This is a genomic window from Rubellimicrobium mesophilum DSM 19309 (assembly GCF_000600335.2).
Taxonomy (GTDB): domain Bacteria; phylum Pseudomonadota; class Alphaproteobacteria; order Rhodobacterales; family Rhodobacteraceae; genus Rubellimicrobium; species Rubellimicrobium mesophilum.
This window is the reverse complement of the sequence record NZ_KK088602.1, coordinates 1-26,107: the sequence shown is the minus strand read 5'-3', so window position 1 is coordinate 26,107 and position 26,107 is coordinate 1. Positions and strand designations below refer to the sequence as shown.

Annotated in this window: 24 protein-coding genes and 1 pseudogene; 8 read left to right on the top strand and 17 right to left on the bottom strand. The window is 71.8% G+C overall.

Translation table 11 applies throughout. From position 1 onward, the window contains the following. Positions 1–419 precede the first annotated feature (419 nt). The 6 genes from RUMESO_RS18255 to RUMESO_RS27955 form a co-directional block, all read right to left on the bottom strand. Positions 420–1,220: an ABC transporter permease gene (locus RUMESO_RS18255; protein ID WP_037282130.1), complete on the bottom strand. Its 801-nt coding sequence runs from the start codon at positions 1,218–1,220 to the stop codon at positions 420–422. Continuing rightward, positions 1,217–2,071, bottom strand: a complete 855-nt coding sequence (locus RUMESO_RS18250; RefSeq protein WP_037282128.1) for an ABC transporter permease — start codon at positions 2,069–2,071, stop codon at positions 1,217–1,219. Before RUMESO_RS18250 ends, RUMESO_RS18255 begins: the two co-directional genes overlap by 4 nt. Continuing rightward, entirely contained in the window at positions 2,068–3,105 is a 1,038-nt protein-coding gene (locus RUMESO_RS18245; protein ID WP_037282126.1) for an ABC transporter ATP-binding protein, read from the bottom strand. The genes RUMESO_RS18250 and RUMESO_RS18245 overlap by 4 nt, the downstream gene beginning before the upstream one ends. A 55-nt stretch (positions 3,106–3,160) precedes the next feature. Further along, the gene (locus RUMESO_RS18240) at positions 3,161–4,225 is read right to left on the bottom strand and encodes an ABC transporter substrate-binding protein (RefSeq protein ID WP_211262926.1); all 1,065 of its coding nucleotides are present in this window, start codon (positions 4,223–4,225) and stop codon (positions 3,161–3,163) included. Between the two features lie 82 nt (positions 4,226–4,307). Next, positions 4,308–5,288 carry an agmatinase gene (speB, locus tag RUMESO_RS18235; protein WP_051521475.1) on the bottom strand — a complete coding sequence of 327 codons (981 nt, stop codon included), beginning with the start codon at positions 5,286–5,288 and terminating at the stop codon, positions 4,308–4,310. After that, positions 5,285–5,416, bottom strand: a complete 132-nt coding sequence (locus tag RUMESO_RS27955; protein WP_281177581.1) for a hypothetical protein — start codon at positions 5,414–5,416, stop codon at positions 5,285–5,287. The genes speB and RUMESO_RS27955 overlap by 4 nt, the downstream gene beginning before the upstream one ends. Positions 5,417–5,776: 360 nt before the next feature. On the opposite strand from RUMESO_RS27955, the gene RUMESO_RS18230 reads away from it, so the two are divergent. Continuing rightward, positions 5,777–7,237, top strand: coding sequence for an amidase (locus RUMESO_RS18230; protein ID WP_051521474.1), 1,461 nt, complete (start codon positions 5,777–5,779; stop codon positions 7,235–7,237). Positions 7,238–7,331: 94 nt separating this feature from the next. On the opposite strand, the gene RUMESO_RS18225 is transcribed toward RUMESO_RS18230, so the two are convergent. From RUMESO_RS18225 to RUMESO_RS18190, 8 genes are read right to left on the bottom strand one after another with little or no spacing between them, the layout of a single operon-like run. Beyond that, complete coding sequence (locus RUMESO_RS18225; protein WP_037282123.1) at positions 7,332–8,888, bottom strand: ABC transporter substrate-binding protein; 1,557 nt, start codon at positions 8,886–8,888, stop codon at positions 7,332–7,334. A 27-nt stretch (positions 8,889–8,915) separates the two neighbouring features. Further along, positions 8,916–9,722, bottom strand: a complete 807-nt coding sequence (locus RUMESO_RS18220) for an alpha/beta fold hydrolase (RefSeq protein WP_037282122.1) — start codon at positions 9,720–9,722, stop codon at positions 8,916–8,918. Next, entirely contained in the window at positions 9,722–10,528 is an 807-nt protein-coding gene (locus RUMESO_RS26515; RefSeq protein ID WP_051521473.1) for an ATP-binding cassette domain-containing protein, read from the bottom strand. Before RUMESO_RS26515 ends, RUMESO_RS18220 begins: the two co-directional genes overlap by 1 nt. Beyond that, complete coding sequence (locus RUMESO_RS26510) at positions 10,521–11,360, bottom strand: ABC transporter ATP-binding protein (protein WP_051521472.1); 840 nt, start codon at positions 11,358–11,360, stop codon at positions 10,521–10,523. Before RUMESO_RS26510 ends, RUMESO_RS26515 begins: the two co-directional genes overlap by 8 nt. Beyond that, a complete protein-coding gene (locus RUMESO_RS18205) occupies positions 11,357–12,217 on the bottom strand; it encodes an ABC transporter permease (protein ID WP_082484278.1) in 861 nt (286 codons plus the stop codon). The genes RUMESO_RS26510 and RUMESO_RS18205 overlap by 4 nt, the downstream gene beginning before the upstream one ends. After that, a complete protein-coding gene (locus RUMESO_RS18200; RefSeq protein WP_037282121.1) occupies positions 12,214–13,170 on the bottom strand; it encodes an ABC transporter permease in 957 nt (318 codons plus the stop codon). The genes RUMESO_RS18205 and RUMESO_RS18200 overlap by 4 nt, the downstream gene beginning before the upstream one ends. Continuing rightward, positions 13,167–13,928 carry a FadR/GntR family transcriptional regulator gene (locus RUMESO_RS18195; protein ID WP_169791200.1) on the bottom strand — a complete coding sequence of 254 codons (762 nt, stop codon included), beginning with the start codon at positions 13,926–13,928 and terminating at the stop codon, positions 13,167–13,169. Before RUMESO_RS18195 ends, RUMESO_RS18200 begins: the two co-directional genes overlap by 4 nt. Further along, the gene (locus RUMESO_RS18190) at positions 13,925–15,223 is read right to left on the bottom strand and encodes a M20/M25/M40 family metallo-hydrolase (protein ID WP_156363014.1); all 1,299 of its coding nucleotides are present in this window, start codon (positions 15,221–15,223) and stop codon (positions 13,925–13,927) included. Before RUMESO_RS18190 ends, RUMESO_RS18195 begins: the two co-directional genes overlap by 4 nt. 163 nt (positions 15,224–15,386) lie before the next feature. On the opposite strand from RUMESO_RS18190, the gene RUMESO_RS18185 reads away from it, so the two are divergent. Beyond that, positions 15,387–16,244, top strand: coding sequence for a FadR/GntR family transcriptional regulator (locus RUMESO_RS18185; protein WP_051521470.1), 858 nt, complete (start codon positions 15,387–15,389; stop codon positions 16,242–16,244). A 262-nt stretch (positions 16,245–16,506) separates the two neighbouring features. Here the strand turns inward: RUMESO_RS18185 and RUMESO_RS18180 are convergent, their stop codons facing one another. Further along, complete coding sequence (locus tag RUMESO_RS18180) at positions 16,507–17,277, bottom strand: SDR family oxidoreductase (RefSeq protein ID WP_037282120.1); 771 nt, start codon at positions 17,275–17,277, stop codon at positions 16,507–16,509. A gap of 67 nt (positions 17,278–17,344) precedes the next feature. Here RUMESO_RS18180 and RUMESO_RS18175 point away from each other — a divergent pair, with 67 nt between their 5' ends. The 5 genes and pseudogenes from RUMESO_RS18175 to RUMESO_RS27430 all read left to right on the top strand — a co-directional run. Beyond that, a complete protein-coding gene (locus tag RUMESO_RS18175) occupies positions 17,345–18,313 on the top strand; it encodes a substrate-binding domain-containing protein (RefSeq protein ID WP_051521469.1) in 969 nt (322 codons plus the stop codon). Between the two features lie 61 nt (positions 18,314–18,374). Next, positions 18,375–19,877: a sugar ABC transporter ATP-binding protein gene (locus tag RUMESO_RS18170; RefSeq protein WP_037282119.1), complete on the top strand. Its 1,503-nt coding sequence runs from the start codon at positions 18,375–18,377 to the stop codon at positions 19,875–19,877. Next, positions 19,874–20,782, top strand: a complete 909-nt coding sequence (locus tag RUMESO_RS18165) for an ABC transporter permease (RefSeq protein WP_051521468.1) — start codon at positions 19,874–19,876, stop codon at positions 20,780–20,782. The genes RUMESO_RS18170 and RUMESO_RS18165 overlap by 4 nt, the downstream gene beginning before the upstream one ends. Next, complete coding sequence (dgoD, locus tag RUMESO_RS18160; RefSeq protein ID WP_245639329.1) at positions 20,740–22,068, top strand: galactonate dehydratase; 1,329 nt, start codon at positions 20,740–20,742, stop codon at positions 22,066–22,068. Before RUMESO_RS18165 ends, dgoD begins: the two co-directional genes overlap by 43 nt. Further along, positions 22,062–22,673: pseudogene (locus RUMESO_RS27430) on the top strand (dihydrodipicolinate synthase family protein); the annotation flags it as partial. The gene dgoD and the pseudogene RUMESO_RS27430, both read left to right, overlap by 7 nt. A 263-nt stretch (positions 22,674–22,936) precedes the next feature. On the opposite strand, the gene RUMESO_RS27425 reads toward RUMESO_RS27430, so the two are convergent. Continuing rightward, positions 22,937–23,794: an aldose 1-epimerase gene (locus tag RUMESO_RS27425; protein ID WP_037282117.1), complete on the bottom strand. Its 858-nt coding sequence runs from the start codon at positions 23,792–23,794 to the stop codon at positions 22,937–22,939. A 399-nt stretch (positions 23,795–24,193) separates the two neighbouring features. On the opposite strand from RUMESO_RS27425, the gene RUMESO_RS18145 reads away from it, so the two are divergent. Next, positions 24,194–25,480: an NAD(P)/FAD-dependent oxidoreductase gene (locus RUMESO_RS18145; RefSeq protein ID WP_051521467.1), complete on the top strand. Its 1,287-nt coding sequence runs from the start codon at positions 24,194–24,196 to the stop codon at positions 25,478–25,480. Positions 25,481–25,487: 7 nt separating this feature from the next. Here RUMESO_RS18145 and RUMESO_RS18140 read toward each other — a convergent pair. Beyond that, positions 25,488–26,107 (bottom strand): SDR family NAD(P)-dependent oxidoreductase (locus tag RUMESO_RS18140; RefSeq protein ID WP_037282115.1); only part of this gene is annotated, 620 nt, incomplete at its 5' end.

Sequence of the window (26,107 nt, the reverse complement as noted above, 5' to 3'; positions counted from 1 at the left end):
CCTGCCGAGCGGGGGCCGTCCGCGAATGGGCCAGCCGCTCGATCGCCACCTGCTCCGCATCCGCCAACGCACGCAGTCGCAACTGTCGCATGGCCTCTCTCCAGCAAAGCACCGCTCACTGTACCATGACTTGCCGGATGAACCACTTAGCGGGAGACAGGATATTGGAGGCGTTCTCGCCCAGCACAGCCGCGGAATGGCTCTCCAGGGCGCTGTCAAAAGACTATATGATTCCGCCCAGCTTATGAACTCAGGCTCATCACCGCCAGTAAGCCACCAAAGCTCGTTATCACCGCTGTCATGTGCAAGGTCGTCGTCCTCGCCAATGCTCTGATCCGGGACAACCGCTGCTGGCAAGCAGCTAGGGCTTGATCAAGACGGCTACTCTGGCAGGGCCTCGCAAAGGGACAGCACCGTCTTCAACCTTCTCTTACTTGCTCAGCGCCCAAGAGGCGCGGCAGGTTGCCGAAGATCCCGATCGCTCCATAGACCAGGATGGCTAAGCCCACGAACAGCACTGACACCACTCCCATGATCGGCGAGTAGCCATAGCGGAGCGAGTTGAAGATCTTGATGGGAAGCGTCTCCACGGTGAAGCCCGCCACCATGTAGGCGATGATGTACTCGTTGAGCGACAGCACGAAGGCGAAGGCGTAGCCCGAGATGATATAGGGCAGCGCCAGCGGCAGCACGACGGTCCTGAGAACCTGCCCTCGGGTCGCCCCCATCGTCCGGGCTGCCTCGAGGAGAGCGGGGTCGATCCCTTGGAGGCCGAGGGAGGTCGTCACCAGTGGCAGGGTCACGAGGAAGATGCCGTGGGATAGGATCGTCGCGGCCATCTGGCCGTACATGCCCAGCGCCACCCAGAAGACCAGGAAACCCAGTGCGGTGATGACGGGTGGGAGCATGAACGGCGCGACGCCGAGAGTGTAGAGCACCCGCGACAACGCGCCCCCGCGTCCCCAGGCGTGGAGAGCGAGGGGCAGCGCCACGGCAACTGCAATCAGCGCCGCGACGGCTGCGATGACGAGCGAGTTCCGGAGCGGCCCCGTCCAGTCAGCCGCGCGAAATAGCTCGCCGTACCACCGGAAGGAGGCATCCTGCGGCGGGAAGCGGAGGTTCTGGCCGCCGTTCAGCGACACGCCGCCAACCACCACGAGGGGGAGCACCAGAAGCAGCATCAGGACCGCGACGTAGAAGGCACCGAGGCGGGATCTCATGCCGCCCTCCTCTCGCGCGCGACGAGGAGCGCGAGCCCGACCAGCGCCAGGGCCGCGAGCAGGAGGACGACCGCCATCGCCGCAGCGAAGGGCAGGTTCGACTGGTAGACCGCTTGGTCGGTGATATGGACGGAGAGGGTCCAGTGCTCGGGCCGCCCGAGCACCTGGGGCAGCAGGTAGGAGCCCAGCGCGAATACGAAGACCAGGATCAGCGCGCCCAAGATCGGTGCCCTGAGCAGCGGGACCGTCACGCCGAAGAAGGTGCGCAGCGGCGAGGCGCCCATCGTCCGGGACGCCTCAACCAGCTCGGGGTCGAGGCGGGCCACGGGCGGGTAGAGAACAAGGACCGAGTAGGGAAAGGTCAGGTAGCAGAGCCCGGTCATGAGCGCAAAGAGGCTGGGTGTGTAGGCCCGGGGCTGCTCGGTGATCCGGAGCAGGGCGAGGAGGTTGCCCACTCCTGCCGTCTGGGACAGGAGCGTCGACACGGAGAAGCCGATGATGACCTCGGACAGGGACAGGACGGAGAGGAGGATCACAAGGATCACCGTCTGCGCCCGCCGCGACATCTGGGCCAGGATCACCGTGAATGGCAGGGCGAGCGCCACCGAGATGACCGCAGCGCCCGCAGCGATGGTCATGGAAACGAACAGGATGCGGCCTACAAAGAACGTGAAGACCCGTGCGTAGCTCTGGAGCTCGAAGCCCCAAGTATAGAAGCCGCTGCCCGAGGGGTCGCGGAGCGCGACGCTAACGGCCAGCATGATCCCGAAGGGGACCAGGAAGAGGGCAGCAAGCACCACGCCCGGGATCAGGCCCAGCCAAGTGGGGGTCGCGGCATCGCGTCCGCTCATGGCGCCAACACCACGCAGCCGCCCGGGGCGAAGGTCAAGGTGACAGCGTGGCCGATGGCAACCTCCGGCCGCTCACGGGGGGAGAAGAGGGCTGTCACCTCCTGCCCTGCGTGGTCCAGAATGATCTGTACGCTCTCGCCCAGGTCACGAATGAAGGTCACGTGGGCGGGCAGGCCGTCGGGGCCGAAGCGCACGTCCTCGGGCCGAACCGAAAGGATCGCCGGGCCGGGTGGGCATTTCACCCGGTCGCCCGGGCCGAGCGCGAGGCGCTGGCCGGAGATGTCCAGGGTCGAAGTGTCGAGAAGCCGGCCCGGCAGGAGGTTCGAGGTGCCGATGAAGCCGGCGACGAAGGCGTTGGCGGGGTTGCGGTAGACCTCCATCGGAGCGCCCATCTGCTGCACGCGGCCCTGGTCCATCACGATGACCACGTCCGCCATCGTCAATGCCTCCTTCTGGTCGTGGGTCACGACAACGGTGGTGACCCCGAGCCGGGTCTGAAGCTGGCGCAGCTCGATCTGCATGTGCTCGCGCAGGTTGGCGTCGAGCGCGGAAAGCGGCTCGTCGAGAAGGAACAGCCGGGGGTCGATGGCGAGGCCCCGGGCAATGGCGACGCGCTGGCGCTGCCCGCCCGAGAGCTGGTGGACCCGCCGGTCAGCCATGCCGGGAAGCTGCACGAGGGCCAGGAGCTCCTCGGCCCGCGCGCGCCGTTGGGCGCGGGGGGTGCCCCGGATGGCCAGCGGATAGGCGACGTTATCCCCCACCGAAAGGTGCGGGAAGAGCGCCAGCGACTGGAACACCATGCCGAAGTTGCGCCGGTGCGTGGGCGTGTCGGTCTGGTCCTGCCCGCCCACGAGGATGCGGCCCGCCGTGGGCTCCTCGAGCCCCGCGACGAGGCGCAGGAGCGTGGTCTTGCCGCAGCCCGAGGGACCCAGGAGGCAGATGAACTTGCCCCCCGGGATGTCGAGCGTCAGGTCATCCACGGCGGCCACCGAACCGAAGCGCTTGGTCAGGCCGCGCAGGGACAGGTCGTGCATCCGAGATCCTTTTGGTGAGGCGGCCCGATCGGTCGTGGCCGGACCGTCCGGGCGATCAGCCCGTGATCATCTCGGACCACTTCTGGTTCACCCAATCGGCCTTATCGATGTAGAGCTCATAGCGCGGCAGGATCGGCGGAAGGTCCGAGCCCACGGCCGCGAATTCTTCATCGGTGAGGTCGAGGAGGTCGCGGTTGACCGTAGGCGCGGTGCCCACGTTGCGCGAGAGCTTGGCCTGGATCTCGGGCCGGGCCATGTAGTCAATAAAGGTCTGCGCTTGCTCGATCATCTGCGAGGCTTTTGAGACGACCCAGGAGCCCGAGTCGAGCACCGCTCCCTCCTGCGGGAAGGTCGAGCGGACGGGCTGCCCCTGCGAGGCAGCGAGTCCGGTCACGTCGTGGTAGTACTGGCCCATCGGGATCTCGCCCGACTCGAGCGCCTGCTGGAACTGACCCTCGTCGCGGTACCAGAGCCGCACGTTCGGCTTGAGCTCGGCCAGCTTGGTCAGGACCTGCGTGATCCCCTCCTCGGTGGCGAGGATGTCGGTACCATTGAAGTAGGTCGTGGCCGTGATCTCGAGCAGGAACGAGTTCGAGGCGAGCGCCAGGAGGCCGAGCTTGTCGGTGTTGGCCGGGTCCCAGAAGGCCTGCCAGGAGGTCGGAGGCTCGGGATAGGCCTCGGTGTTGGTGACGAGGGTGATGTACCAGCTCACCGCCCCGGTGCCGTAGAGCCGGCCGTCGGCGTAGCGGTGCACGAAGTGCTCGGGCAGGTTTCCGAGGTTGGCGAGCTTGCTTTCGTCGAGGGGAGCCCAGAGCTCGGACCGCTCGCCGCGCAGGCGGGCGACCTGGGCCATCATCGACACGTCCGCCGGAGCCTGGTTGGCGCGGGCGGCCTGCTCGAGCTGGACGAGCCAAGCCTCGCCCGTAGGCTCGCCGATCGACTGGACCTCGATGCCCGTCTCGGCGGTAAAGTCGGGGTAGATGTGAGTCTTGAAGCTTTCCTCGAAGTAGCCACCGTAGGTCCCCACCTTGAGGGGCGCGCCTTGGGCGCGTAGCAGTCCGGGCGCCGCGAGCGCCGACAGGCCCACCGCGCCGGTCGCGAGGAACGTGCGTCTTCTCATTCTCAGATCTCCCATGACGGGCGGTTGGTCCGCCTCTGACGGACGAGTTGTGGCAAAGCGGGAAGGCAGCGGCAAGGTACGGCTACTCGATCCTGAACCCGTGGAGCGGCCCGGGCGGGTCCTGGGGCACGCCGGGGAGGACGCAGAGCATCTCGAAGAGGAGGTTGGCGGCGGTGAGCGCCGTGGTCCCGGAGGTGTCGAAGGGCGGCGAGACCTCCACGAGGTCGCATCCGACGAGGTTCAGCCCCGCCATCCCCCGCACGATCTGGAGCGCCTGCCAGTCCATGAGCCCGCCGATCTCCTGGGTGCCCGTGCCATTGGCCAATCCGGGAGACAGGCTGTCGATGTCGAAGCTCAGGTAGAGCGGCGCATCGCCGACAAGGGCGCGGACCTGCTGCATGAGGCCATGGAGCGGACGCCCGTGGATCTCCTCGGCGGTGACGACGCTCCACCCCTGCTGGCGCCCCCAGGCGAAGTCGCCCGGAGCGTAGCCGGTCCCGCGCAGCCCGATCTGCACGACCTTGTCGTTCCGGAGGCACCCGTCCTCCAAGGCGCGGCGGAAGGGCGTGCCATGGGCCTCGCGCTCGCCGAACATGGTGTCGTTGACGTCGGCGTGGGCGTCCACGTGGATCAGCGCCACGGGGCCGTGCCGGTCGCGGATGGCGCGCAGGATGGGCCAGGTCAGCGTGTGGTCGCCGCCGAGCGTCAGGGGGACGACGCCGTGCGAGAGGACCTCGCGATAGGCCTCGGTGATGATCGCGCAGCTCCTCTTGAGGTCGAAGGTGTCGATCGCCACGTCGCCCAGGTCGGCCACCTGCAGGTGCTCGAAGGGCGCGGCGCCGGTGGCCATGTTGAAGGGCCGCAGCATCCGGCTCTCGTCGCGGATCGCGCGGGGCCCGAGCCGGGCGCCGGGGCGGTTCGAGGTGCCGATGTCCATGGGTATGCCGACGAAGCAGGCGTCGAGCCCCTCGGCCGTGGGCTGGGAGGGAAGCCGCATCATCGTGGCCGGACCCCCGAAGCGCGGCATCTCGTTGCCCCCGAGAGGCTGGTTGAAACGGGTCATCGAAAGGTCTCCATCGGGCGGGCGAGCGGGCGCGTCCGGGTCGCGACGCGGGCCTTGGGATGATCGGGCATCATCGCGTCGTCCCTCCCGAGCTCGATGAACATGGCGTCGGGGTCATTGAAGGTCACCTCTCCCACCGCATGGTGGTCCGAATCCGACGCGACACCACCTGTTTCGTGCAATCACGTTACCGGCCGCACCTGCGAGGCCACGGCCGACGCCTTCCACGGCGGGGTCGTCGCGAGCTTCGCCATCGAGGCCATGTCGGAGGGGCCCCTGCCTCCCCCGCTCCGGAACGCCCCGCGGCGGCCGTCCTCGCGGTCCCCACGAGACCGGACGTCGGGTTCCCTGCCGCACCCTCTTGCGCATCGCCGGGCATGGCGCCTTGATCCGACGCCTGAACCTCCCCCGCCCTCGACGGCATGGGGACGGCAGCAACGGCCAGCCACCGCCCGAAACGCCCGCCCGGGCCGAGGAGACCCTTCCCGATGACGCCGCAGGACTACCGCCGCCTCGACGCCCTTGACCTCGCCACGCTCGTGGCCCGCCGCGAGGTCTCCGCCACGGAGGTGACCGAGGCCGCCATCGCCTCCATCGAGGCCCTGAACCCCACCCTGAACGCCGTGGTCCTCCGCCGCTTCGAGGCCGCCCGCGCCGAAGCCGCGCACCTCGACGCGGAAGGACCCGGGCACCGGCCCCTGGCGGGCGTCCCGTTCCTGCTCAAGGACGTGAACCTCTACGCCGCCGACATGCCCACCCGCTTCGCGTCGCGGTTCTTCGCGGACGCGTCGCCGCGCGGCGACAGCACCCTGGTGCAGCGCTGGCGCGGGGCCGGGCTCGTCACGCTGGGCAAGTCCAACACCCCCGAATTCGCCGGCGACTTCGTCACCGAGCCCCGTCTCTACGGACCCTGCCTCAACCCATGGGACCGGGGCGTCACCGTGGGCGGCTCGAGCGGCGGGGCGGCGGTCGCGGTCGCCTCGGGCATGGTGCCCCTGGCCCATGGCACGGACCTCGGCGGCTCGATCCGCATCCCGGCGGCCTGTTGCGGGGTCGTCGGCTTCAAGCCCTCCGTGGGCCTCAACCCCCTCGGCCCCCATTGGGAGGAGATCGCGAGCGGCCTCGACTCGGACCACGTCCTGTCGCGCACGGTCCGGGACAGCGCCGCCGCGCTGGACGCCACCGCCGGCCCCGACACGGGCACGCGCCTCGGCCGCCTGCCACCGCAGGGAGGATACCTCGCCGGCCTCGATGCCGCCGGCCCGCGCCTGCGGATCGGGGTCGCCACCGCCGATCCGGGCGGCCGTCGGGCCGGACCCTCGCAGGTGGAGGCGGCGGAGCGCACCGCCCGCCTGCTCGAGGGCCTGGGCCACCATCTGGAGCCCTACGCCTTCCCGCCCGAGGCCCAGCCCGAGGCTTGGTTCGACAGCCTCTGGGCCGTGGACGTGGTCGTCCTGGTCGAGGAGCGTGCGCGCGAGATCGGCCGCCAGCCCCGCCCGGACGAGTTGGAGCCCTACCTCTGGGCCGCCCTCGACCACGCGCGCGGTCTGAGCGCCGCCGACTGGCTCCGCGCGCGCCTCGCCATGACGCGGGCCGCCGTGGCGGTCCTCGGCTCCATGGAGCACCTCGACGTCATCCTGTCGCCGACCCTGGGCGAGGACCCGCCCGCCCTGGGCGTCCTCGCCTTCGAGGCCAACGGCTCCGACCTCGCGACCTGGAGCGCGCGGGGCTATGCCTTCGCCCCCTTCGTGGCCGCCGCGAACCTCTCCGGCCAGCCGGCCGCCTCCCTCCCCGTCATGGTCAACGACCGGGGCCTGCCCGTCGGCGTGCAGGTCGCCGCCCGGCCCGGCGAGGACCTCCTGCTGCTGCGCCTCGCGCGCGAGGTCGAGTCGGCGACCGACTGGCAGGCCTCGCTCGCCGCGCTTCAGGACCGGCTCGCGACGGCCTGAGCCCGCGCCCCGGCCATCGCCGGCGGGGGCCCGATCCGCGCCGGCGGGGGCCCCGCGGCAGGGCCTCCCGCCGCCGGACGGCCTTCGCGGGCGCCTAACCAGTGAAGGCCACGTTCTCCATGTGGAGGCTCAGCGTCGGCGTGATCGCCGAGCCGGTGACGTTGCCGTTCATCAGGTAGTTCAGCGTCTCGTAATGCACGAAGACCAGAGGCGCGTCCTGCGTGACGATGCCCCGGATCTTCGCGTAGAGCGCCTTGCGCTCCTCCATGTCCGAGCTGGCGGCGGCCTGGTCGATCAGGGCGTCGACCTCCGGGTTGGAGTAGCCGGTGGTGTTCACCGGCCCGCCCGACTTGATGACCAGCGAATAGAAGTTGTCGGGGTCGATGGTCCGTTCCTGATAGGCGCTGGTGATCTGGTAGTTGCCCGAGGAGAAGGCGTCGAACCAGACCGAGACCTCGACCGCCTGGATGGCCATGTCGATGCCGACCTCCTTGAGGAGCTCGCGCACCACCTGCCCGGTCTTCAGGAGCTCGGGATACTGCGTGAGGCCAAGGTATTCGAAGCTGAGCCCGTCGCCGTGCCCCGCCTCGGCGAGCAGCGCCTTGGCCTTCTCCACGTCGCGGGTCGCGGCGAAGACGCCGGTCTCGTCGTACCACTGCGACCCGGTCGGCACCTCGATCAGGCCCGGCTCGCCGGTGCCGAGATAGGCCACGCGGCGGATCGCCTCGCGGTCGACGGCCAGCGCCACGGCCTGCCGCACGCGCGGGTCGTCGAAGGGGGCGACGCGGGTGTTCATGGCGAGGAAGTCGGGGATGCCCGCGACGGGGCTGGTGACGTAGGCGAAGCGCGGGTCCTGGCTGAGGCTGGGGACGAGCTGCAGCGGGATCGCGTCCACCCAGTCGAGCTCCCCGGCCGAGAGCGCCTCGATCCGGCTCTGGTCCACCGGCATGAAGCGGAAGGTGACCGAGTCGAGGTGCGGCAGGCCCGGCTTGAAGTAGTCGGGGTTCTTCTTCAGCGTGATGTGGTCGCCCTGCACCCATTCGACGAAGGCGAAGGGGCCGGTGCCGACGGGGCTGCGGGCGGGGTCGCCCGTCTCGATGGCGGTCTTGTTCACGATGTGGCCGTTGGCGGCGAGGTTCGTCAGGAACGGCCCGAAGGCCGACTTGAGCTTGAACGCCACGGTCCGCGGGTCCGGCGTCTCGACCGAGGCGACCTGCCCGTAGAGCCCCGCGTAGGCGCTGGCCGTGGCAGGGTCGAGGATGCGGTCGAAGCTGTACTTCACGTCGGCCGAGGTGAAGGGCTCGCCGTTGTGGAACCTGGCGCCCTCGACCAAGGTGAAGGTCCAGGTGGTCGGGTCCGTCTGCTCCCAGGCGGTGGCGAGGTCGGGGACGAAGTTGCCGTCCGGGTCCATGTCGATGAGCTTGGAGAAGATCCCCTCGTAGACCTGCGCGCCGGTGTAGATCGAGGACACGGCGGGGTCGAGCACGTCGGGCTCGCCGGTCAGGGCGGCGCGGAGGTCGCCGCCCTCCCTGATCCCCTGCGCGAGCGCCCGGTGCCCCGGCAGGGACAGGAGCGACGCGAGCGGCAGCGCGGCGAGGGACTGGAGGACGCGCCGGCGGGGCAGGGCCGGCAGGATCGGGCGGTGGGTCATGGACGCATCTCCTGGGAAGGGCCGGGACTAGCGGGACAGGGAACGGACGAAGTCGACGAAGGCGGCGTTGAAGGGATCGGGCGTCTCCCAGAGGCAGGCATGGCCGCCGGGGACGGTGCCCCAGCGCGAGCCGGGGACGGCCTCGTGGAGCTGGCGCGAGAGGCGCACGGGGATGAGGATGTCCTCCTCTCCCGCGAGGACGAAGGTCGGGACCTTGATCTGGCCCACGCGGCCGAGCGCATCGTGCTGCTGGATGACGTTGAGTTGCGAGAGGTAGGCCTCGACGCTCATGTCGAGCGAGGCCATGGCGGCGGCGAACTCGGCGGCGTCCTGCGGACGCTCGCTGAAGAACGGCCCGGTGAAGGCCCAGAGCGCCACGTCGCGCATCACGAAGGGCACGTCGATGGTCTTGGCGATGTCGGCCCACATGGCGAACATCGTCTGGCAGAAGGCGTCGGCCTTGCCGTAGGTGCAGGCGAGCGTCACCGACCTGAGGTCCCCGGGATAGGCCAGCGCGTATTCCTGCGAGATCATCCCGCCCATGGACACGCCCATCAGGTGGAAGTCCTCGAACCCGAGGTGGTCGACCAGCGCCTTGGCATCATCCGCCATCATGCGCGAGGTATAGGGGCCGGCGGGCCGCTCGGACTTGCCGATGCCGCGGTTGTCGAAGCGCAGGACCCGGAAGCCGGCCTCGACCAGCGCGGGGATCTGGAAGCCCCAGGACTCGAGGTCGTCGGCCAAGCCGTTGACGAGGACGACGGTCTCGCCCCCCGACTCCTCGTTGTCGATGGTGTAGTTGAGGGTCACTCCGTTGATGTGGGCGGTCGGCATCAGGGGCTCCTTGGGGCTGGCAGGACGTGGAGGGCCGGGTTGGCGGCCAGGAGGGCGCGGGTGTAGTCGTGGCGGGGGCGGTCCATGACCTCCTCGACCTCGCCGGTCTCGACGAGGCGGCCCCGGAACATCACCGCCACCTCGTCGCTGACGTGCTTCACCACGCCGAGGTCGTGGGTGACGAAGACCGAGGCCACGCCCAGGTCGCGGCGCAGGTCCATGAACAGGTTCAGGATCTGGGCCTGCACGCTCATGTCGAGGGCGCTGACCGGCTCGTCCGCGACGATGAGCTCGGGGCCCGAGGCGAGCGCCGCCGCGATGGCCACGCGTTGCCGCTGACCGCCCGAGAGGCGCGTGGGCCGCCGCCCGGCGAGGTCGGGGTCGAGGCCCACGCGGCGGAACAGGTCCAGCACCCGGCGGTCGCGGTCGGCGGAGGTGCCGATGCGGAAGCAGTCCAGCGCCTCGCGCACGCTGCGGCCCACCGTCCAGCGCGGGTCGAGGCTCCCCCAGGGGTCCTGGAACACCGGCTGCACGCGGCGCCGGAAGTCTAGGAGCGCGCGGCCCCGGAGCGAGGCGACCTCGGTCCCGTCGAAGGTGACGGAGCCCTCGTCGGGGGTGGTCAGGCCCAGGATGCAGCGCCCCAGCGTGCTCTTGCCGCTCCCCGACTCGCCCACGAGGCCCAGCGTCCGCCCGAGCCCCAGAGCCAGCGACACGCCGTCCAGCGCCACGACCCGCCGCCGCGCCCAGGGCGGCCCGCCGAGGGTGAAGGTTTTGCGGAGCCCCTCGACGCGCAGGAGGTCAGCCATCGAGGGCCTCCACGCTCCATTCCGGGGGGATGACGGGGAGGCGGCTGCCGCGCGGCGCGGTGGCCGGGTTCGCGGCGAGGAGGGCGCGGGTGTAGGGATGCGAGGGCTTCGCGAAGAGGTCGGCCGTGGCGACGACCTCCAGGAGCCGCCCGCCCCGCATCACCCCCACCCGGTCGCAGGCCTGCGCCACCACGCCGAGGTCGTGGGTGATGAGCAGCACCGTCGTCCCGTGCTCGCGCCGCAGCCGGTCGATGAGCTGGAGCACCTGCGCCTGGATCGTCACGTCGAGCGCCGTCGTAGGCTCGTCGGCGATGAGGAGGCGCGGGTCGTTGGCCAGCGCCGCCGCGATGACGATGCGCTGCCGCATCCCGCCCGAGAAGCGGTGCGGCGCGTCGCGGAAGCGGCGGGCGGGGTCGGGGATGCCGACCTCGGCCATCAGCTCCAGGGCGCGGCGCTCGGCCTCGCGGCGGCTCACCGGGCGGTGCGCGCGGATCGTCTCGGCGATCTGGTCGCCCACGGGCCAGGTCGGGTCCAGGCTCGCGGAGGCGTCCTGGAAGATCATCGCGGCGGCGTCGCCCCTTATCGCGCGCAGCTCTTCCTCCGGCAGGCCCAGGAGCTCGCGCCCCTCCAGCCGGATGCTGCCGGTCACGGTGGCGGAGGCGGGCAGGAGGCCCAGGACGGCGTTGGCGAGCGTGCTCTTGCCGCTGCCGGACTCGCCCACGAGGCCGAACATCTCGCCCGCCCGGAGGTCCAGCGACACCCCGTCCACCGCCGGGCGGGCCGGTCCGGCGAAGCGGATCGCGACGTCGGAGACGGAGAGGAGCGCGGTCATTCCGCCACCCCCTCCGGGTCGAAGGCCTGCCGGAGCCCCTCGCCGAGGACCGTGAAGGCAAGGACGGCGGCGACGATGGCGAGGCCGGGGAAGATCTCGACCCACGGCGCCTGCGTCAGCACGTCCCTCCCGTCGGCCAGCATGCTCCCCAGCGACGGCGTGGGCGGCTGCACGCCGAGGCCGAGGAAGCTCAGGCCCGCCTCCAGTTGCAGCGCGAAGGCGGCCAGGATCGAGGCCTGCACGATCACCGGGCCGAGGGCGTTCGGCAGGACATGGGTGAGGAGGACGCGCAGGTGGCTCGCCCCCCTCGCGCGGGCGCCCAGCACGTAGTCGTTGCGCGTCACCACCAGCGCGCCGGTCCGCATGACCCGGGCGAGGATCGGCAGGTAGATCACCGCGATGGCGAGGGCGGCCACCGTGCTCCCCGGCCCGAGGATGGCGATGAAGGTGATGGCGAGCAGCATCGCCGGCAGCACGAGGATCATGTCGAGCGCCCGCGAGATCGCGCCGTCCACCCAGCGGCCGAAGTAGCCCGCCACCAGCCCGAGCGGGATGGCGACGAGCAGCGACAGGAGCACGGCGGAGGTCGAGACGAGGAGGCTCGCCCGCAGGGCGAAGAGCACCCGGCTCAGCACGTCGCGCCCCATCACGTCCGAGCCGAAGGGATGCGCGGCGGAGGGCGGCCCCATGACGCCTATTACGTCCATCTCCTCCGGATCCCAGGGGGCGAGCCAGGGCGCGGCGGCGGCGGCGGCGGCGAGGAGGAGGAGGGCGAGGAGCCCGAGGAGGATCAGCCGTCCGGGGCGGCGGGGGCGCGGCGCGCGCCGGGGCGCGGCGGGGAGGCCCAGCGTCGTCACGAGGCGGCGTCCGCGACGCGCGGGTCGAGCCAGCCGACGATCAGGTCGGTCAGCAGCGACACGAGGATGAACGCCGTGGCGATGGCGAGGACTCCCGCCTGCACCACGGGATAGTTCCGCTGGGTGATCCCGGTCACGATCAGCTTGCCCACGCCGGGCAGCCCGAAGAGCTGCTCGATGACGATGGCGCCGCCCAGCAGCACGCCCACCTGGATGCCGATGACGGTGACGATGGCGGGCCCGGCGTTCCGCAGGGCGTGTCCCTGGACGATGCGGCGGGGGCTCAGGCCCTTGGCGCGCAGGAAGGTCACGAAGGGGCGCCCCAGCACGGACTCCACTGCGCTCCGCGTGGTCCGCAGGATGTAGGCGGCCTCGCCGGTGGCGAGCGTGAGGACGGGGAGCGCCATGTAGCGCAGGTTCCCCACGGGGTCGTCCGAGAAGGCGACGTGCCCCGAGGGCGGCAGCCAGGCGAGGAGCCCCGCGAACAGGATCACCAGCATGATCCCCAGCCAGAAGTCCGGCACGCTCACCCCGAGGACGACGAAGCCCTCGGTCAGCCGCCGCGTCCAGCGGCCCCCCGTCGCGGCCCTCACCCCCAGCGGCACGCCGACCAGCACCGCCAGCAGCATCGACAGCCCCGCCAGCTCGAAGGTCACGGGCAGGCGCTGGGCCAGCAGCTCCGACAGCGACGCGTGGCTCACGAGGTCGGTCCCGAGGTCGCCCCGCAGCACGCCCGAGAGCCAGCTCACGTACTGGTCGAGCAGCGGCCGGTCGAGGCCGAGCTGGTGACGCATCTCGGCCACCGTGGCGTCCGTCGCGCGGAAGCCGAGCATGGTCCGCACCGGATCGCCGGGGACGAGGTGAATGATGAGGAAGACGAGCACGCTCATGGCGAGGAGCACGGGCAGGGTGACGAGCACCCGGCGCAGGACGAAGGCGAGGGGGCCGCTCACGGGGCGCCCCCGGCCCGCTCCGCGAGGCCGCGCATCAGCGTCTCCGAGAGGGTGAAGTGGACGGCGGCGATCCGCGACGCGTCCTCCGCCCGCCCCTCGGCCACGGCCGCCACGAGGTCCTGGTGCTGCCGGATCGCCATGCGCCGCACCTCGTCGGTGTAGGGCTCGGCGCCCAGGTTGAGGCCGATGCGGGTCCGGAGGTCCACCGAGGTCTCGACCAGGATGCGGTTGTGGGTGGCCTGCGCGATGGCGAGGTGGAGCCGCGCGTCCGCCCGTCGCGACGCGTCGTGGTCCGGCGCGTCGAGGTAGTCCTGCAGCGCGGCCCGGATCGGTCCCAGGTCCTCCTCGGTCCGCCGCTCGGCCGCCGTCCGGGCGATCAGCGGCTCGATCAGCGTGCGGGCGTCGAAGATGGCCTCGAACTCGTCCCATCGCGCCACGAGCTGCCGTCGGACGTGCTCGGCGGACCGGGGGCCCCAGTCCGAGCGGACGAAGGTCCCGCCCGTCCGGCCGCGCCTTACCTCCAGGTAGCCGTCCTCGCCGAGCTGCCGCAGCGCCTCGCGGATGGAGGTCCGCGACACGCCCAGCATCCCCGCCAGCTCCCGCTCGGGCGGGAGCTGCTGGCCCGGGACGTAAAGGCCCAGCGCGAAGGCCGTGACGAGCCGGTCCACTACGTCGTCGGCGACGCGCCGGCTGACGATGGGCGCCTCCCAGGGCGAGGCATCCGGCGACCGGACGAGCGCGGCGCTCTTCCCGCTCACGGCCCGTCCCCCGCGAAGCGCATCAGGAGGAACCGGGCCAGGGTCCGGGCGGCGTCCACGATGCTCTGCAGCTCCACGGATTCGTCGATCCCATGGAGGTCGTGCCCCGTCGGGCCGAAGCAGACGGCGGGGATGCCCTCGTCGAGGTAGAAGCGCGCGTCGGTGGTGCTGGCGAGCATGTGGAGGCGCGGCGCCTGCCCATGCGCGTCGCGGTGCGCGGCCGAGAGGTCCCGCACCAGCGGGGAGCCGGCGTCCACGAGGTGCCCCCGGGCGCGCAGGCCGGTCAGCGTCACGGTCGGCGGGCGCAGCAGGTCCGGGTCGGCGGCGGCGATCCCGGCCACGGCGCGGCGCAGGCGGTCCTCGGCCTCCTCGGGCGTCCAGGCGCGGGGGAAGCCCACCCGCAGGCCGAGGACCGCCGTGGCGGGGCTGGAGGAGATCCAGTCGCCCGCGCGGATCTGGCCGAGGTTCAGCGCGTAGGGCTGCGCGAGGCCTGGAAGCTCGGGCTCCGGGTGGGCGGCGGCGATCCCGGCGGCCCATCGACGCAGACCCTCCACCAGCCGCATGGCGAGGTCCACGGCGTTCGGGCGGCTGCCCGAGGAATGGGCATGGCCCGGGGCGGTCGTCACCGTCACCTCGGCCCAGAGCACGCCCACGCCCCCCGTCAGCAGGCCCAGGTCGGTCGGCTCCAGCACCACGACCTCGGGCGCGGTGACGCCGTCCTCGACGAGGGAGCGGAGCGTGCCGTTGCCGGTGCACTCCTCCTCCACGACGGCCAGGAATCCCAGCCGCCGTCGCGCGAAGAGGTCCGGGGCCACCTCGCGAAGGGCCCGCAGCGCCAGCAGCCCCGCCGCGAAGCCGCACTTCATGTCGGCGGCGCCGCGCCCGTAGAGGCGGCCGCCCCGGCGGTGCGGCTCGAAGGGCGGCCTCGTCCAGAGGCCCGGCGACTCGGCCGGGACTACGTCCATGTGGCCGTTGAGGAGAAGGTGGAGCGGCCCCTCGCCGGGCGTGGTGGCCAGGACCTGATAGCGGCCCGCCTGTCCCGCCCCAAGAACCGGCGCGACCCCGGCCCGGGCATCGGCCAGGGGCCCGCCGGCGAAGGGGAGCCGCCGGACCGGGAGGCCGACCCGCTCGGCCGCCTCCGCGAACACCTCGAGCGCGGCCTGCTCGGCCCCGACGGGGCTGGCCGCCCTGACGAGACGCTCCAGCACCTGGAAGGCCTCCTCGCTGGCGTCCTGAACGGCGCGGTCGAGCTCTGGGTGCACGTCGTCACCAAAATGGTCTATGGTCTGATCCATGAACCAATTATGTCCGCGAGTAAAGAGTGGAGAGATCGCCAGTCGCGAGCGGCCCCCCTTCGTCCCTGGCCCGACCTCTCGCGTCACGCCCTCGGGCAAAGGTATGCCTTGGGCTTGCCCGACTTCATCTGATAAACCGTCAAAAGAGACCACCGGGGCGGACATGACGAAGAAGATCGGGACGGCGGCCGAGGACGGCGCCAGCGGGCGGACGGCAAAGCCTATGGCCGGCATCCGCCGGGTCGGACGCCGCGCGGGCCAGCTTGCCGGGGTGATCGAGTTCCGAGGCATCCTCGGCGCCACCGTGGCCGAGCTCGGGCAGCGCATCGTGGGCGAGGAGTGGAAGCCCGGCGACGCCCTCCCGCGCGAGAGCGACCTCGTGGAGGAGCTGGGCGTCGGCCGGTCCGTGGTGCGCGAGGCCTTCCGCATCCTGGGCGCCAAGGGCCTGATCCGCAGCCGCACCTCGGACGGGACGCGCGTCCTCCCGCGCGGGGAGTGGCGGCTCCTCGACGCCGACGTGATGGACTGGCGCATCAAGGCCGGGGACACGCGGGACCTGCTCCTCGAACTGCTGCGCGTCCGCGCCGTTCTTGAGCCCGGCGTGGTGCGCGAGGCGACGCTCTCCGCCTCGCCCGAGGCCAGGGCCCGCATCCACGCCGCCTGGGACGCCAAGGTCGAGGTGTTCCTCAACGAGGACCCCGACCTCGCCGAGCGCCGCCGCCGCTTCATCGAGACGGACCTGGAGTTCCACCGCGCCTTCCTCGCCGCCGTCGAATCGCCGCTGCTGGGCCAGCTCTTCAACGTCATCGAGGCGGCGCTGCGGCTGCTCTTCGACCTGCAGATGCGGGCGCGGGGCTACGAGACCGAGATGATCGGCATGGAGGACGGCCACCGCCACCACGCCGAGGTCATGGCCGCCTGGATCGCCGGCGACGCCGACGGGGCCGAGCGGGCCATGCGGGCGCTCATCGGCCGGGCCATGGAGGACGCGCGCGAGGGGCTGGCAAGAGCCGGACGGTAGGGCGCGGCCATCGAGCGGGACCTGTAGGGCGGGGTTCACCCCGCCATCCTGCGACGATGGCCGGCACGCCGCTGGCCTGCGTGGCGTGGTGGGGTGAACCCCGCCCTACGAGCGGACCGAACGCCGCGACCTGCGCGATTTTCTCTCGGCCGTTAACGGTTTCTCAACCTTCCTCTGCCATAACGACCCTGTCCCTGGGTCGCCGCCCGGCGGGGTAGGGGAAGCTGCGCCCTCCGTCCGGCTCGCGCCGGGGCCGCTCCGCTCACTCGTACATCCGGATCGACACGCCCCCGTCGATCACGATGTTCTCGCCCACGATGAACCGCGCCTCGTCCGAGGCGAGCAGCACCGCGACCGCCGCCACCTCCTCGGGCCGGCAGAGCCGCCCCGGCGGCTGCTTGGCCTCCACCCCGGCCCGGAACCCTTCCGGGTCCGGCTGGCTCGCGAAGTAGGCCGCCACCGCCGGAGTCTCGGTGTAGCCCGGCGAGATCGCGTTCACCGTCACGCCCTGTCCCGCGTATTCCAGCCCCAGCGCCCGCGTCATGCCGAGGAGCGCGTGCTTCGCCACCGGATAGGGAAACGTCCCCCGGATCACCGTGAAGGCGTGGTTCGAGATGATGTTGACGATGCTCCCGTGCCGCTTCGCCAGCATCCCCGGCAGCACCACGCGCGAGCAGTGCCACGCGCCTTCGAGGTCCACCGCCATGCACCGCCGCCAGTCTTCGTCGGTCACCTTCAGCGGCTCGCGGAAGACGTTGATCCCGGCGTTGTTCACTAGCACGTCGATGACCCCGACCCGCGCCACGGCGGCCTCGTGCATCGCCGCGACCGACGCCGGATCGGCCACGTCGCAAGGCAGGGCCAGCGTCGTCGCCCCGGTCGCCTCCGCGATGTCCCGCGCCTCGTCCTCCGCCCCGTCGAGGTCGGCCAGCACCACCGTCGCCCCCTCCTCGGCGAACCGCCGCGCGATGGCCGCCCCGATCCCCCGCGCCGCGCCCGTCACCAGAGCCACCTTGCCTTTCAACCGGTCCATGCGGCTTGCCTTTGTCTGATAAACAGCCATACTCCCCGACCATAAGAACACATCCAGGGAGGAGACAATGCACTTCCGCAGAACGGCGGCCGCCGTGCTGGGCCTTGCGGTCGCCGCGTCCGGCGCCGCAGCGCAGGACAGCAAGGGCCTTCTGGTCGCCATCTACAAGTCCGGCACCCAGCAGTACTTCATCGACCAGGCCCAGGGCTTCACCGACGAGGCCACCGCCCGGGGCTACGAGGCGCGCACCATCAACGTGGAGCTCGACTCGAACCTCGCCGTCAGCGCCGTGTCCGATGCCATCGCGGCAGGCGCCAAGGGTATCGCGATCACCGTGCCGGACCAGTCGCTCGGGCCGGCCATCGCCAAGGCGGCGGCGGACGCGAACGTGCCGCTGGTTGCCACCGACGACGCCATCCAGGACGAGGGCGGCAACCCGGTCCCCTTCGTGGGCTTCAACGGCACCGACATGGGCACCAAGGTCGGCCAGTCGGCGGCCGAGCTCCTGAAGTCCTCGGGCTGGCTCGACTCGGGCGACTACGGCGTGCTGGTGGTTGAGGTCTCGACGCTCTCGGTCTGCATGGACCGCACCACCGCCGAGCGCGAGCAACTCCGCGCCGTGGGCGTGACCGACGACAAGCTCATCACCGTGCCCTATGACGGCACGACCGACGTGGCGCTGACCGCCGCCGGGCCGGTCATCACCGCGAATTCGGGCATCAACAACTTCGTGGTGGTGGGCTGCAACGACGAGGGCGTCCTGGGCGTCGTCAACGCGCTCCGCAACGCCAGCTACGAGCCCGCCTCGGTGATCGCGGTGGGCCTCGGCGCCTACGAAGCCTGCCGGCCCTGGAAGGAAGGCATCGACACGGGCTTCCGCTCGGCGCTCTACCTGTCGGGCGTGGACGTGGGCAAGGCGGCGGCCGACGCGCTGATCGACCACATCGAGAACGGGACGCCGCTCCCGCCCGAGACGGTCGCCAACACCACCATGGTCACGCCCGAGAACTGGGAAGCGACCATGCCCTGCGGCTGAGGCCGACCACATCGCTCCGGGCGGGCCTGTCGCAGGCCCGCCCTTCGTTTCGGACGCATCCATGAGCGCACCCATCCTCGACGTCGCCCATGTCGGAAAGTCTTTCCCCGGCGTGCGCGCGCTGGCCGACGTGTCCTTGCAGGTCGCCCCCGGCGAGGTCGTGGCCCTGGTGGGCGAGAACGGGGCGGGCAAGAGCACGCTCCTCAAGATCCTCTCGGGCGACTACCGTCTGGACGAGGGGACGGTGCGGATCGGGGGTGCCGAGGTCTCCCACGCCTCGCCTCTGGAGGCACGCCGAGCCGGCTTCCGGCTGGTCCGGCAGGAGCCCGAGATCGTGCCCGACATCGCGGCCGCCGAGAACGTCTTCGTGGGGGAGTATCCGCGCCGCTCCCTGGGCCGCGTGGACCACGGCGCGATGCGGGACGCCATGGCGGCCCAGCTTCGGCGCTACGGCTTCAAGGGCCTCGTGGACCCCGAGCAGCCGGGGCGGTCGCTGTCGCCGGCGCAGACGCACATCGTGGAGATCGTCGCGGCCCTGAAGCCCGGCGTGAAGGTCGTGGCCTTCGACGAGCCCACCTCCTCGCTGACCTCGGACGAGGTCGAGCGGCTGTTCCAGCTCATCCGGCAGCTCAAGGCCGAGGGGCTCAGCATCATCTACGTCTCGCATCGCCTCAAGGAGGTGCTGGCCATCTCGGACCGGGTGGTGGTGCTCAAGGACGGGCGGGTGACGGGGAACCTCATGACCGCGCGGACCAACGAGGACGAGATCGTCCGCTACATGGTGGGCCGCGAGCTGGTCCACGACTTCAAGCGCGAGGAGACGACGCGCCCCGAGGTCGTGCTGGAGGTGTGCCATCTGTCCTCCCGCTGGCACCGGGACCTGGGCTTCTCGATCCGCGCGGGCGAGATCCTGGGCTTCGGCGGCCTCGTCGGCGCGGGGCGCACCGAGCTCGCCAAGGTCATCTTCGGGGAGTATCCGCGCTCGGGGGGCACGATCCGCCTGCTGGGGCGGGAGAGGGACATCCGCTCGCCCTCGGACGCCATCGCGGCGGACATCGGCTTCGCGCCCGAGAACCGCAAGGCCGAGGGGCTGATCCTGGTGCGGAGCGTCATCGAGAACGCCTCCATGGCCGTCTACCGGCGGCTGTCACGGTGGGGCGTCCTCAGCGACCGGCGCATGGTCGAGAAGGTCGCCCCGGTGATCCGGGCGCTGGACGTCAAGACGCCCTCGATGGAGCAGGAGGTCGGCAAGCTCTCGGGCGGCAACCAGCAGAAGGTGGTGCTGTCGCGCTGGCTCGCCGCAGGTCCCCGCCTCCTGATCCTCGACGAGCCCACGCGGGCCGTGGACGTGGGCGCCAAGGCCGAGATCTACCGGCTGATCGACCGGCTGGCGAAGGAGGGCATGGCGATCATGCTGATCTCCTCCGAGATGCCGGAGCTCCTGGCGCTGTCGGACCGGATCGTGGTGATGAACGGCGGGCGCCTCTCGCCCGTCATCGAGAAGAAGGACGCGACGGAGGAACTCGTGGTCTCCTACGCGCTGGGCAAGGGAATGGCGGCATGAGCGTGGCGGAGGCGCGGGACGGACGCGCGCGCAAGGGGGCGGTCCAGAGGGCGCTGGAGGCCGTGGGGGCGGAGAACCTCTCGCTCCTCATCGCGCTCGCGATCCTCGTGGCGCTGATCGCGTCGCAGTCGGACGCCTTCTTCTCCTCGCGCAACATGCTCAACATCGCGCAGAACATGGCCGTCACGGGACTCGTGGCCGTGGGCATGACCATGGTGATCGTGTCGGCGGGGCTCGACATCTCGGCGGGGTCCATCGCGGGGGTCGCGGGGGTGGTCTGCGCGCTGCTGGTCACGCAAGCCGGGACGCTGGTGGGCGGCGTCGCGGGCGGGGTCGCGGCGGGGGCGCTCCTCGGCCTCGTGAACGCCTCGATCATCAACTACCTGCGGGTGAACCCGGTGGTGGCGACGCTGGCGACGCTCTCGGCCTTCCGGGGCGTGGCCTTCCTGATCGCGCCCGAGGGCAAGCCCGTCGGCGTCCTCGACCCGACCTTCGCGCTCCTGGGCTCGGGGCGGCTGTTTCAGGTCGCGGGCTTCCCGGGGCTGCCCATCGCCTTCCTCATCATGGCGGTGGCGGCCATCGCCGGGCACTTCGTCATGTCCCAGACGGTGTTCGGGCGGTCGATCTACTCGATGGGCGGCAACCCGGCGGCGGCGCGGCTCGCCGGGATCGACCTCAACCGGATGCGGCTCGCGATCTACACCATCGCCGGGGCGCTCTCGGGCCTCGCGGGAGTGATCCTCGTGGCGCGAACGTCGTCGGGGCAGCCGCAGGCCGGGACGGGGCTGGAGCTGGAGGCCATCACCTCGGTCTTCCTCGGGGGGCGCTGCTGGCGGGGGGCAAGGGGACCGTCGCGGGGACGATGCTCGCGGTCCTCCTGCTCGCCGTGCTGTCGAACGGGATGAACCTCCTGGGCATCCAGACCTTCTACCAACTCGTCGCCAAGGGGGCTGCTGCTGGTCGTCGCCGTGGCCATCGGGCAGTGGCGCATGGTCCGGGCCGAGCGGCGGCAGGCGCGGCTCACGGCGGCGGGGCAGGGCTGATGCGGATCACGGCCCTGAAGACGTTTCTCGTCCCGCCGCGCTGGCTGTTCCTCAAGATCGAGACCGACGAGGGCGTCTCGGGCTGGGGCGAGCCGGTGCTGGAGGGGCATGCCGAGACGCTCGCGGCCCAGATCGCCGAGTTCGGGGATGTCCTGATCGGCCAGGACCCGGCCCGGATCGGGGACATCTGGCAGATGCTCTACCGGAACGGCTGCTATCGGGGCGGGCCGGTGCTGATGAGCGCGCTCGCCGGGATCGACACGGCGCTCTGGGACATCAAGGGGCGGGTGCTGGGGCAACCGATCCATGCGCTGCTGGGCGGGCCGGTGCGCGACCGGGTGCGGAGCTACTGCTGGATCGGGGGCGACCGCCCGCGCGACCTGATCCAGGGGGCGGAGGCGCTGATCGGCCGGGGCTTCGACGCCTGCAAGTTCAACATCTGCGACGAGATGCAGATCGTGGACACCCACGCCAAGGTGGATGCGGTGATCCGGACCCTGTTCGCGCTGCGCGAGGCGGTGGGGACGCGGATGGACCTCGCCTTCGACTTCCACGGGCGGGTGCACCTGCCCATGGCGCGGGTGCTGCTGCGGGAGCTGGAGCCGCTGCGGCCGCTGTTCGTGGAGGACGCCGTGGCGGCGGGCGCGGTGGAGGAGGCGGAGGGGCTGTCGCGGCTCACCTCCATCCCCCTGTGTTTCGGGGAGCGGATGCACAACCGCTCCGAGTTCAAGCACCTCTTCGAGCGGCGGATCGCGCAGGTCGTGAACCCGGACCCGGCGCACGTGGGCGGCATCAGCGAGACGGTGCGGGTCGGCGCCTGGGCCGAGGCCTACGACGTGGCGCTCGCGCCACATTGCCCGCTGGGGCCGATCGCCTTGGCGGCCTGCCTGCAGGTGGACGCGGTCTGTTACAACGCCTTCATCCAGGAGCAGTCGCTCGGCATCCACTACAACACCGGAGGGGAGGTCACGGATTACCTCCTCCCCGGCCACGACCTGACGCTGCGGGACGGGTTCCTCCACGTCCCCACGGGGCCGGGGCTCGGGATCGAGGTGGACGAGGCGGCGGTGGTCGCGGCGGCGGAGGTGGGCCACCGCTGGCGGGCGCCGGTCTGGCGGCACCGGGACGGGTCCGTCGCCGAATGGTGACGCCCAACGTCACGGGGGTCCACTGCGTCCTCTTCGCGCTGTTCGACGCCGGGGAGCGGCTCGACCGGGGCGCGATGCGGGCGCAGGTGGCCTATGCGCGGGCGAACGGGGCCGAGGGGATCGTGGTCCTGGGCCTCGCCACCGAAGTCGGGAAGCTCTCGCTGCGCGAGAAGTTGGAGGTGGTCGACTGGGCGGCCGAGGACGCAGCCGGGCTGCCGCTCTCGGTCACGGCGGCCGCGAACTCGGTGGCGGAGCAGGGGGAGATCCTCCGGGCGGCCAACGAGGCGGGCGCGGCGCTCGCGATCCTGCAGCCGCCGCTCGCCGGAGCCTACGGGGCAGGCGAGTACGTCGACTTCTTCGCCCGGGTGGGCGAACAGACGACGCTGCCGCTCGCGGTCCAGAACGCGCCCCAGTATCTCGGGCGGTCGCTGTCGGGGGCGGACATGGCGGCGCTGAAGGGGCGATTGCCGAACCTCACCCATGTGAAGGCCGAGATGGCGGCGGCGGACCTCGCGGGCTTCATCGCGGCCTGCGGGGACCTCACGGTCCTGAACGGGCGAGGGGGGCTGGAGATGACGGACTCCCTGCGCGTGGGCTGCCGGGGGTTCATCGTCGCGCCGGACGTGCTGCCGGGGTGGCGGCCTGCTGGCGGGCCTGGGCCGCCGGGGACGAGGACGCGGCGGAGACCGCCTATGCGGCGTTCCTGCCGGGCGCGCTGTTCGGGATGCAGTCGCTGGAGCACCTGGCGGCTTACGGCAAGCGCGTCTTCGGCCTGCGGGCCGGGATCGCCATCCACGACCGCGCGCCGGCGCTGCGGCCCGGCGAGGCGGGCCTGCGGCTCGCGGCCCGCTGGGCGGGCGCCTGACGGTCAGGCCTCCCAGCGGAGGGTCATCGTCGCGGACAGGCTCTCGCCCGGGGCGAGGCGGACCAGGCCGGGCTGGCCGGGCAGGTTGTGCGCGTCCACCGGGTGCGACACGGGCTCTAGGCAGAGGAAGGGCGCCTCGGCCGAAGGTGAATAGGCGATCAGCGTGGCAAGGCCGGGGGCGGAGAGGCGCAGCGGCACGGCGGAGTCGTCCTGGAGTATCTCGGCCTCGCCGTCCCAGCCGGAGAAGGCGACGTTCATCCAGCCCGGCGGCAGGGGCGCCGGGGAGCTGAAGTCCCAGTCCGGCGGAAGGGGGGCGGGCTCGGCGGTCGCCGGGAGATGGCGGTCGTCCTGCGGCCAGCAGCCCGTGGCGGAGAAGCGGAGGCGCGTGGCCGATGTCCGCGGGAACCACGGGTGGAAGCCCAGGCCGAAGGGCAGGGGGCAGGCGGACCGGCTCGTGAGCGCCAGGGTCGCGACGAGCGAGCGCCGGGCCAGGCCGTAGGTGACCTCCGCCTCGTAGAGGTAGGGCCCGAAGCGGCCATCGGAGAGGCGGAGCCTGATCGCGCGGTCCGTCGCCGACACGACGTCCCACGGCTTCTGGAAGGCGTCGCCGTGGATCGGAAGAGGCTCGCCCTCGAGGTTGGGCGGCAACGCATGGACCTGCCCCTCGTGGACGAACGGGCGCGCGATGCGGTTCGAGAACGGGAGGAGGAGGTTCATGGCCAGATCGAATGGGCTTCCCTCCGGTCGCCCGGCACGGGCGGAGAGGGCCTCGCGGCCACCGACTTCGAGGCTGGCCAGGCCCCCGCCCCGGGCCGGCGCGATCTCGGCCCTCGCCGGTCCGGCCCGGAGCGTGAGGGTCATCGGGCCATCCGGCCCCTCCACGGATTCGCTGCTGGTCGTTCGTGCGATCATGGCGCTCAGGATGGCGAAATAGGCCCGGGCGGCAACCCACGCCCTCGCCGCCGATGACGGAGCGGTGCTGCCGACTCGGGCGTCCCCGAAGCGGGTGCTCGGGCAGGGCAGGCGCCCCCGCATCGGAAGCCGCAGGGCCTGCCCGAGCGTTTGGACCGGGCCCCATGATCGAGACGGATGCGCGCCGCCGCAGTCGGTGGCTGGTCGAACCCCGGCAGGAGGTCGTCGGAAGAAGGGCAGGGACGGTCTCGCCGCGCGAGGCGCCTCACGTCGGAGATGAGAGAACCGCGCAGTTGCCCTAAGACTGGTCCCATCCGCTTCTGTGGCCGAAACGGCCGGGAGTCCTGAATGGTGGCTGCGCCCATGTCCCTCGATGCCGCCTGGCGGCGCCCGCCCGGCTGGAGCAGCCCGCACCGGCCACTCCGTCCCCGGGAGCACGTCGACCTCGCGATCGTCGGGGCGGGGTTCCAGGGCCTCTCCGCCGCGCGGCAGGCGGCCCGGGCCGGTCTGGGCGTGCGCGTGCTGGAGCGGGGCGCGGTGGGCTCGGGGGCGTCGGGGTTGAACGGAGGGCAGGTGATCCCCGGCCTCAAATACGACCCCGAGACCCTCGTCGAGCGCTTCGGTCCGCTTGCGGGCCAGCGCCTGGTCGACTTCGTGGCGCGCACGGCCGACCACGTCTTCGACCTGATCGAGGCCGAGGGCCTGGCCGTGCCCCGTCGTCGCCAGGGCTGGATCCAGGCGGCGCACACCGAGTCGGCGCTGGCCGGGCTCGCCGCCCGCGACCGGCAGTGGCGCGCCCAGGGCGCCGATGTCCGCCTGCTGGATGCGGCGGAGGTCCGGGCCCTGACGGGCGCCGCGGGCTATCACGGCGGCTGGTGGGACCGGCGCGCCGGCGCCATCGACCCCCTGGCCCTCGCCTGCGAGATCGCGCGCCTGGCCAGCGAGGCCGGCGCGGAGATCGCCGAGACGACTCCGGCCACGCGGCTGCGGCGCGAGGGCGGCGGCTGGATCGTCGAGACCCCGAGGGGCGAGGTGCTCGCGCGGAAGGTGCTCCTCGCCACGAACGCCCATTCCGAGGCGCTCGTCCCGGGCCTCGCACGGAGCCTGGTCTGGCTCCACTCCTTCCAGATCGCCACGGCGCCTCTCTCCCCGGATCAGGACGCGCTGGTGCTGCCGGGCGGGCAGCCGGTCTCGGACTCCCGGCGCATCCTGGTCTACTTCCGCAAGTCGGCCGACGGGAGGCTGGTCCTGGGAGGCCGTGGCCGCATGGGCGTGCCCCGTCGGCCCGAGGACTGGGCGCATCTCGATCGGGCGGCGCACCGCCTGTTCCCGGCCCTCCCGTCCCTGGCCGTCGAGAAGCGCTGGTTCGGCCGGGTGGCCATGACGCCCGACCATCTGCCCCACGTCCACGAGCCCGAGCCGGGCCTCCTGGCCGCCGTGGGCTGCCAGGGTCGCGGCGTGGGGCTGATGACGGCGCTTGGCCCCCGGCTGGCGGACTACCTGGCCGGCGGCGACCCCGAGGCTCTGCCCCTGCCCGTCACGCCGATCCGGCCGATCCCTCTTTACCCCTTCCGCCGTGTGGGCGCGGCGGCGCTCATCGCCTGGAACCGCCTGCTCGACGCCCGCGAGCCGTGAGGGGAGCTCAGAGGCACTCGGCCCCGTCCACGACGAGCGCCTGCCCCGTCATGAACGAGGACATGTCGGAGGCGAGGAACAGGATCGCCTGCGCGATCTCCTCGGGCGTGCCCCAGCGCCCCATGGGGATGCTCCCGGCGACATAGGCCTCCAGCGCCTCGCGCCCGCCCATCTGCGCCTCGAAGCCCGCGTTGAAGGGGGTGTCCACGAAGCCCGGGCAGAGCGCGTTGCAGCGCACGGCGTGCCGCGCGTAGTCCACCGCGATCTGCCGCGCCATGGCGACCACGGCGTGCTTGGTGGTGGCGTAGGCGATCATCCCCCGGTCGTATTGCACGCCCGAGTTCGAGGCCGTGATGATGATGGATCCGCCCCCCTGCGCCCGCATGATCGGCATGGCCGCCCGCGCCGCCACGAAATGCGACCGCACGTTCAGCCGCCACGAGGCATCCATGTCGTCGGCCGTCACCTCCTCGAGCGGCCCCGGGATCTGGAGGCCGGCATGGGAGTGCAGCACGTCCAGCCGTCCGTGCCGCGCTGCCGCCTCCCGGATCGCCGTCTCCAGCGCGCGATCGTCGGTCACGTCGAGCGCCAGCCCCTCCGCCCGCCCGCCGCGCGCCGCGATCCCGA

Bases quoted from the DNA above. Each gene is read 5' to 3' on its own strand.
- RUMESO_RS18250 (WP_037282128.1), bottom strand. From the start codon at position 2,071: ATGAGCGGACGCGATGCCGCGACCCCCACTTGGCTGGGCCTGATCCCG.
- RUMESO_RS18230 (WP_051521474.1), top strand. From the start codon at position 5,777: ATGACGCCGCAGGACTACCGCCGCCTCGACGCCCTTGACCTCGCCACG.
- speB (WP_051521475.1), bottom strand. From the start codon at position 5,288: ATGACCCGTTTCAACCAGCCTCTCGGGGGCAACGAGATGCCGCGCTTC.
- RUMESO_RS18220 (WP_037282122.1), bottom strand. From the start codon at position 9,722: ATGCCGACCGCCCACATCAACGGAGTGACCCTCAACTACACCATCGAC.
- RUMESO_RS18190 (WP_156363014.1), bottom strand. From the start codon at position 15,223: ATGGATCAGACCATAGACCATTTTGGTGACGACGTGCACCCAGAGCTC.
- RUMESO_RS26510 (WP_051521472.1), bottom strand. From the start codon at position 11,360: ATGACCGCGCTCCTCTCCGTCTCCGACGTCGCGATCCGCTTCGCCGGA.
- RUMESO_RS27425 (WP_037282117.1), bottom strand. From the start codon at position 23,794: ATGACCCTCACGCTCCGGGCCGGACCGGCGAGGGCCGAGATCGCGCCG.
- RUMESO_RS18145 (WP_051521467.1), top strand. From the start codon at position 24,194: ATGGTGGCTGCGCCCATGTCCCTCGATGCCGCCTGGCGGCGCCCGCCC.
- RUMESO_RS18185 (WP_051521470.1), top strand. From the start codon at position 15,387: ATGACGAAGAAGATCGGGACGGCGGCCGAGGACGGCGCCAGCGGGCGG.
- RUMESO_RS18240 (WP_211262926.1), bottom strand. From the start codon at position 4,225: ATGAGAAGACGCACGTTCCTCGCGACCGGCGCGGTGGGCCTGTCGGCG.
- RUMESO_RS18245 (WP_037282126.1), bottom strand. From the start codon at position 3,105: ATGCACGACCTGTCCCTGCGCGGCCTGACCAAGCGCTTCGGTTCGGTG.
- dgoD (WP_245639329.1), top strand. From the start codon at position 20,740: ATGCTCGCGGTCCTCCTGCTCGCCGTGCTGTCGAACGGGATGAACCTC.
- RUMESO_RS18180 (WP_037282120.1), bottom strand. From the start codon at position 17,277: ATGGACCGGTTGAAAGGCAAGGTGGCTCTGGTGACGGGCGCGGCGCGG.
- RUMESO_RS18255 (WP_037282130.1), bottom strand. From the start codon at position 1,220: ATGAGATCCCGCCTCGGTGCCTTCTACGTCGCGGTCCTGATGCTGCTT.
- RUMESO_RS18170 (WP_037282119.1), top strand. From the start codon at position 18,375: ATGAGCGCACCCATCCTCGACGTCGCCCATGTCGGAAAGTCTTTCCCC.
- RUMESO_RS18225 (WP_037282123.1), bottom strand. From the start codon at position 8,888: ATGACCCACCGCCCGATCCTGCCGGCCCTGCCCCGCCGGCGCGTCCTC.
- RUMESO_RS26515 (WP_051521473.1), bottom strand. From the start codon at position 10,528: ATGGCTGACCTCCTGCGCGTCGAGGGGCTCCGCAAAACCTTCACCCTC.
- RUMESO_RS18175 (WP_051521469.1), top strand. From the start codon at position 17,345: ATGCACTTCCGCAGAACGGCGGCCGCCGTGCTGGGCCTTGCGGTCGCC.
- RUMESO_RS18165 (WP_051521468.1), top strand. From the start codon at position 19,874: ATGAGCGTGGCGGAGGCGCGGGACGGACGCGCGCGCAAGGGGGCGGTC.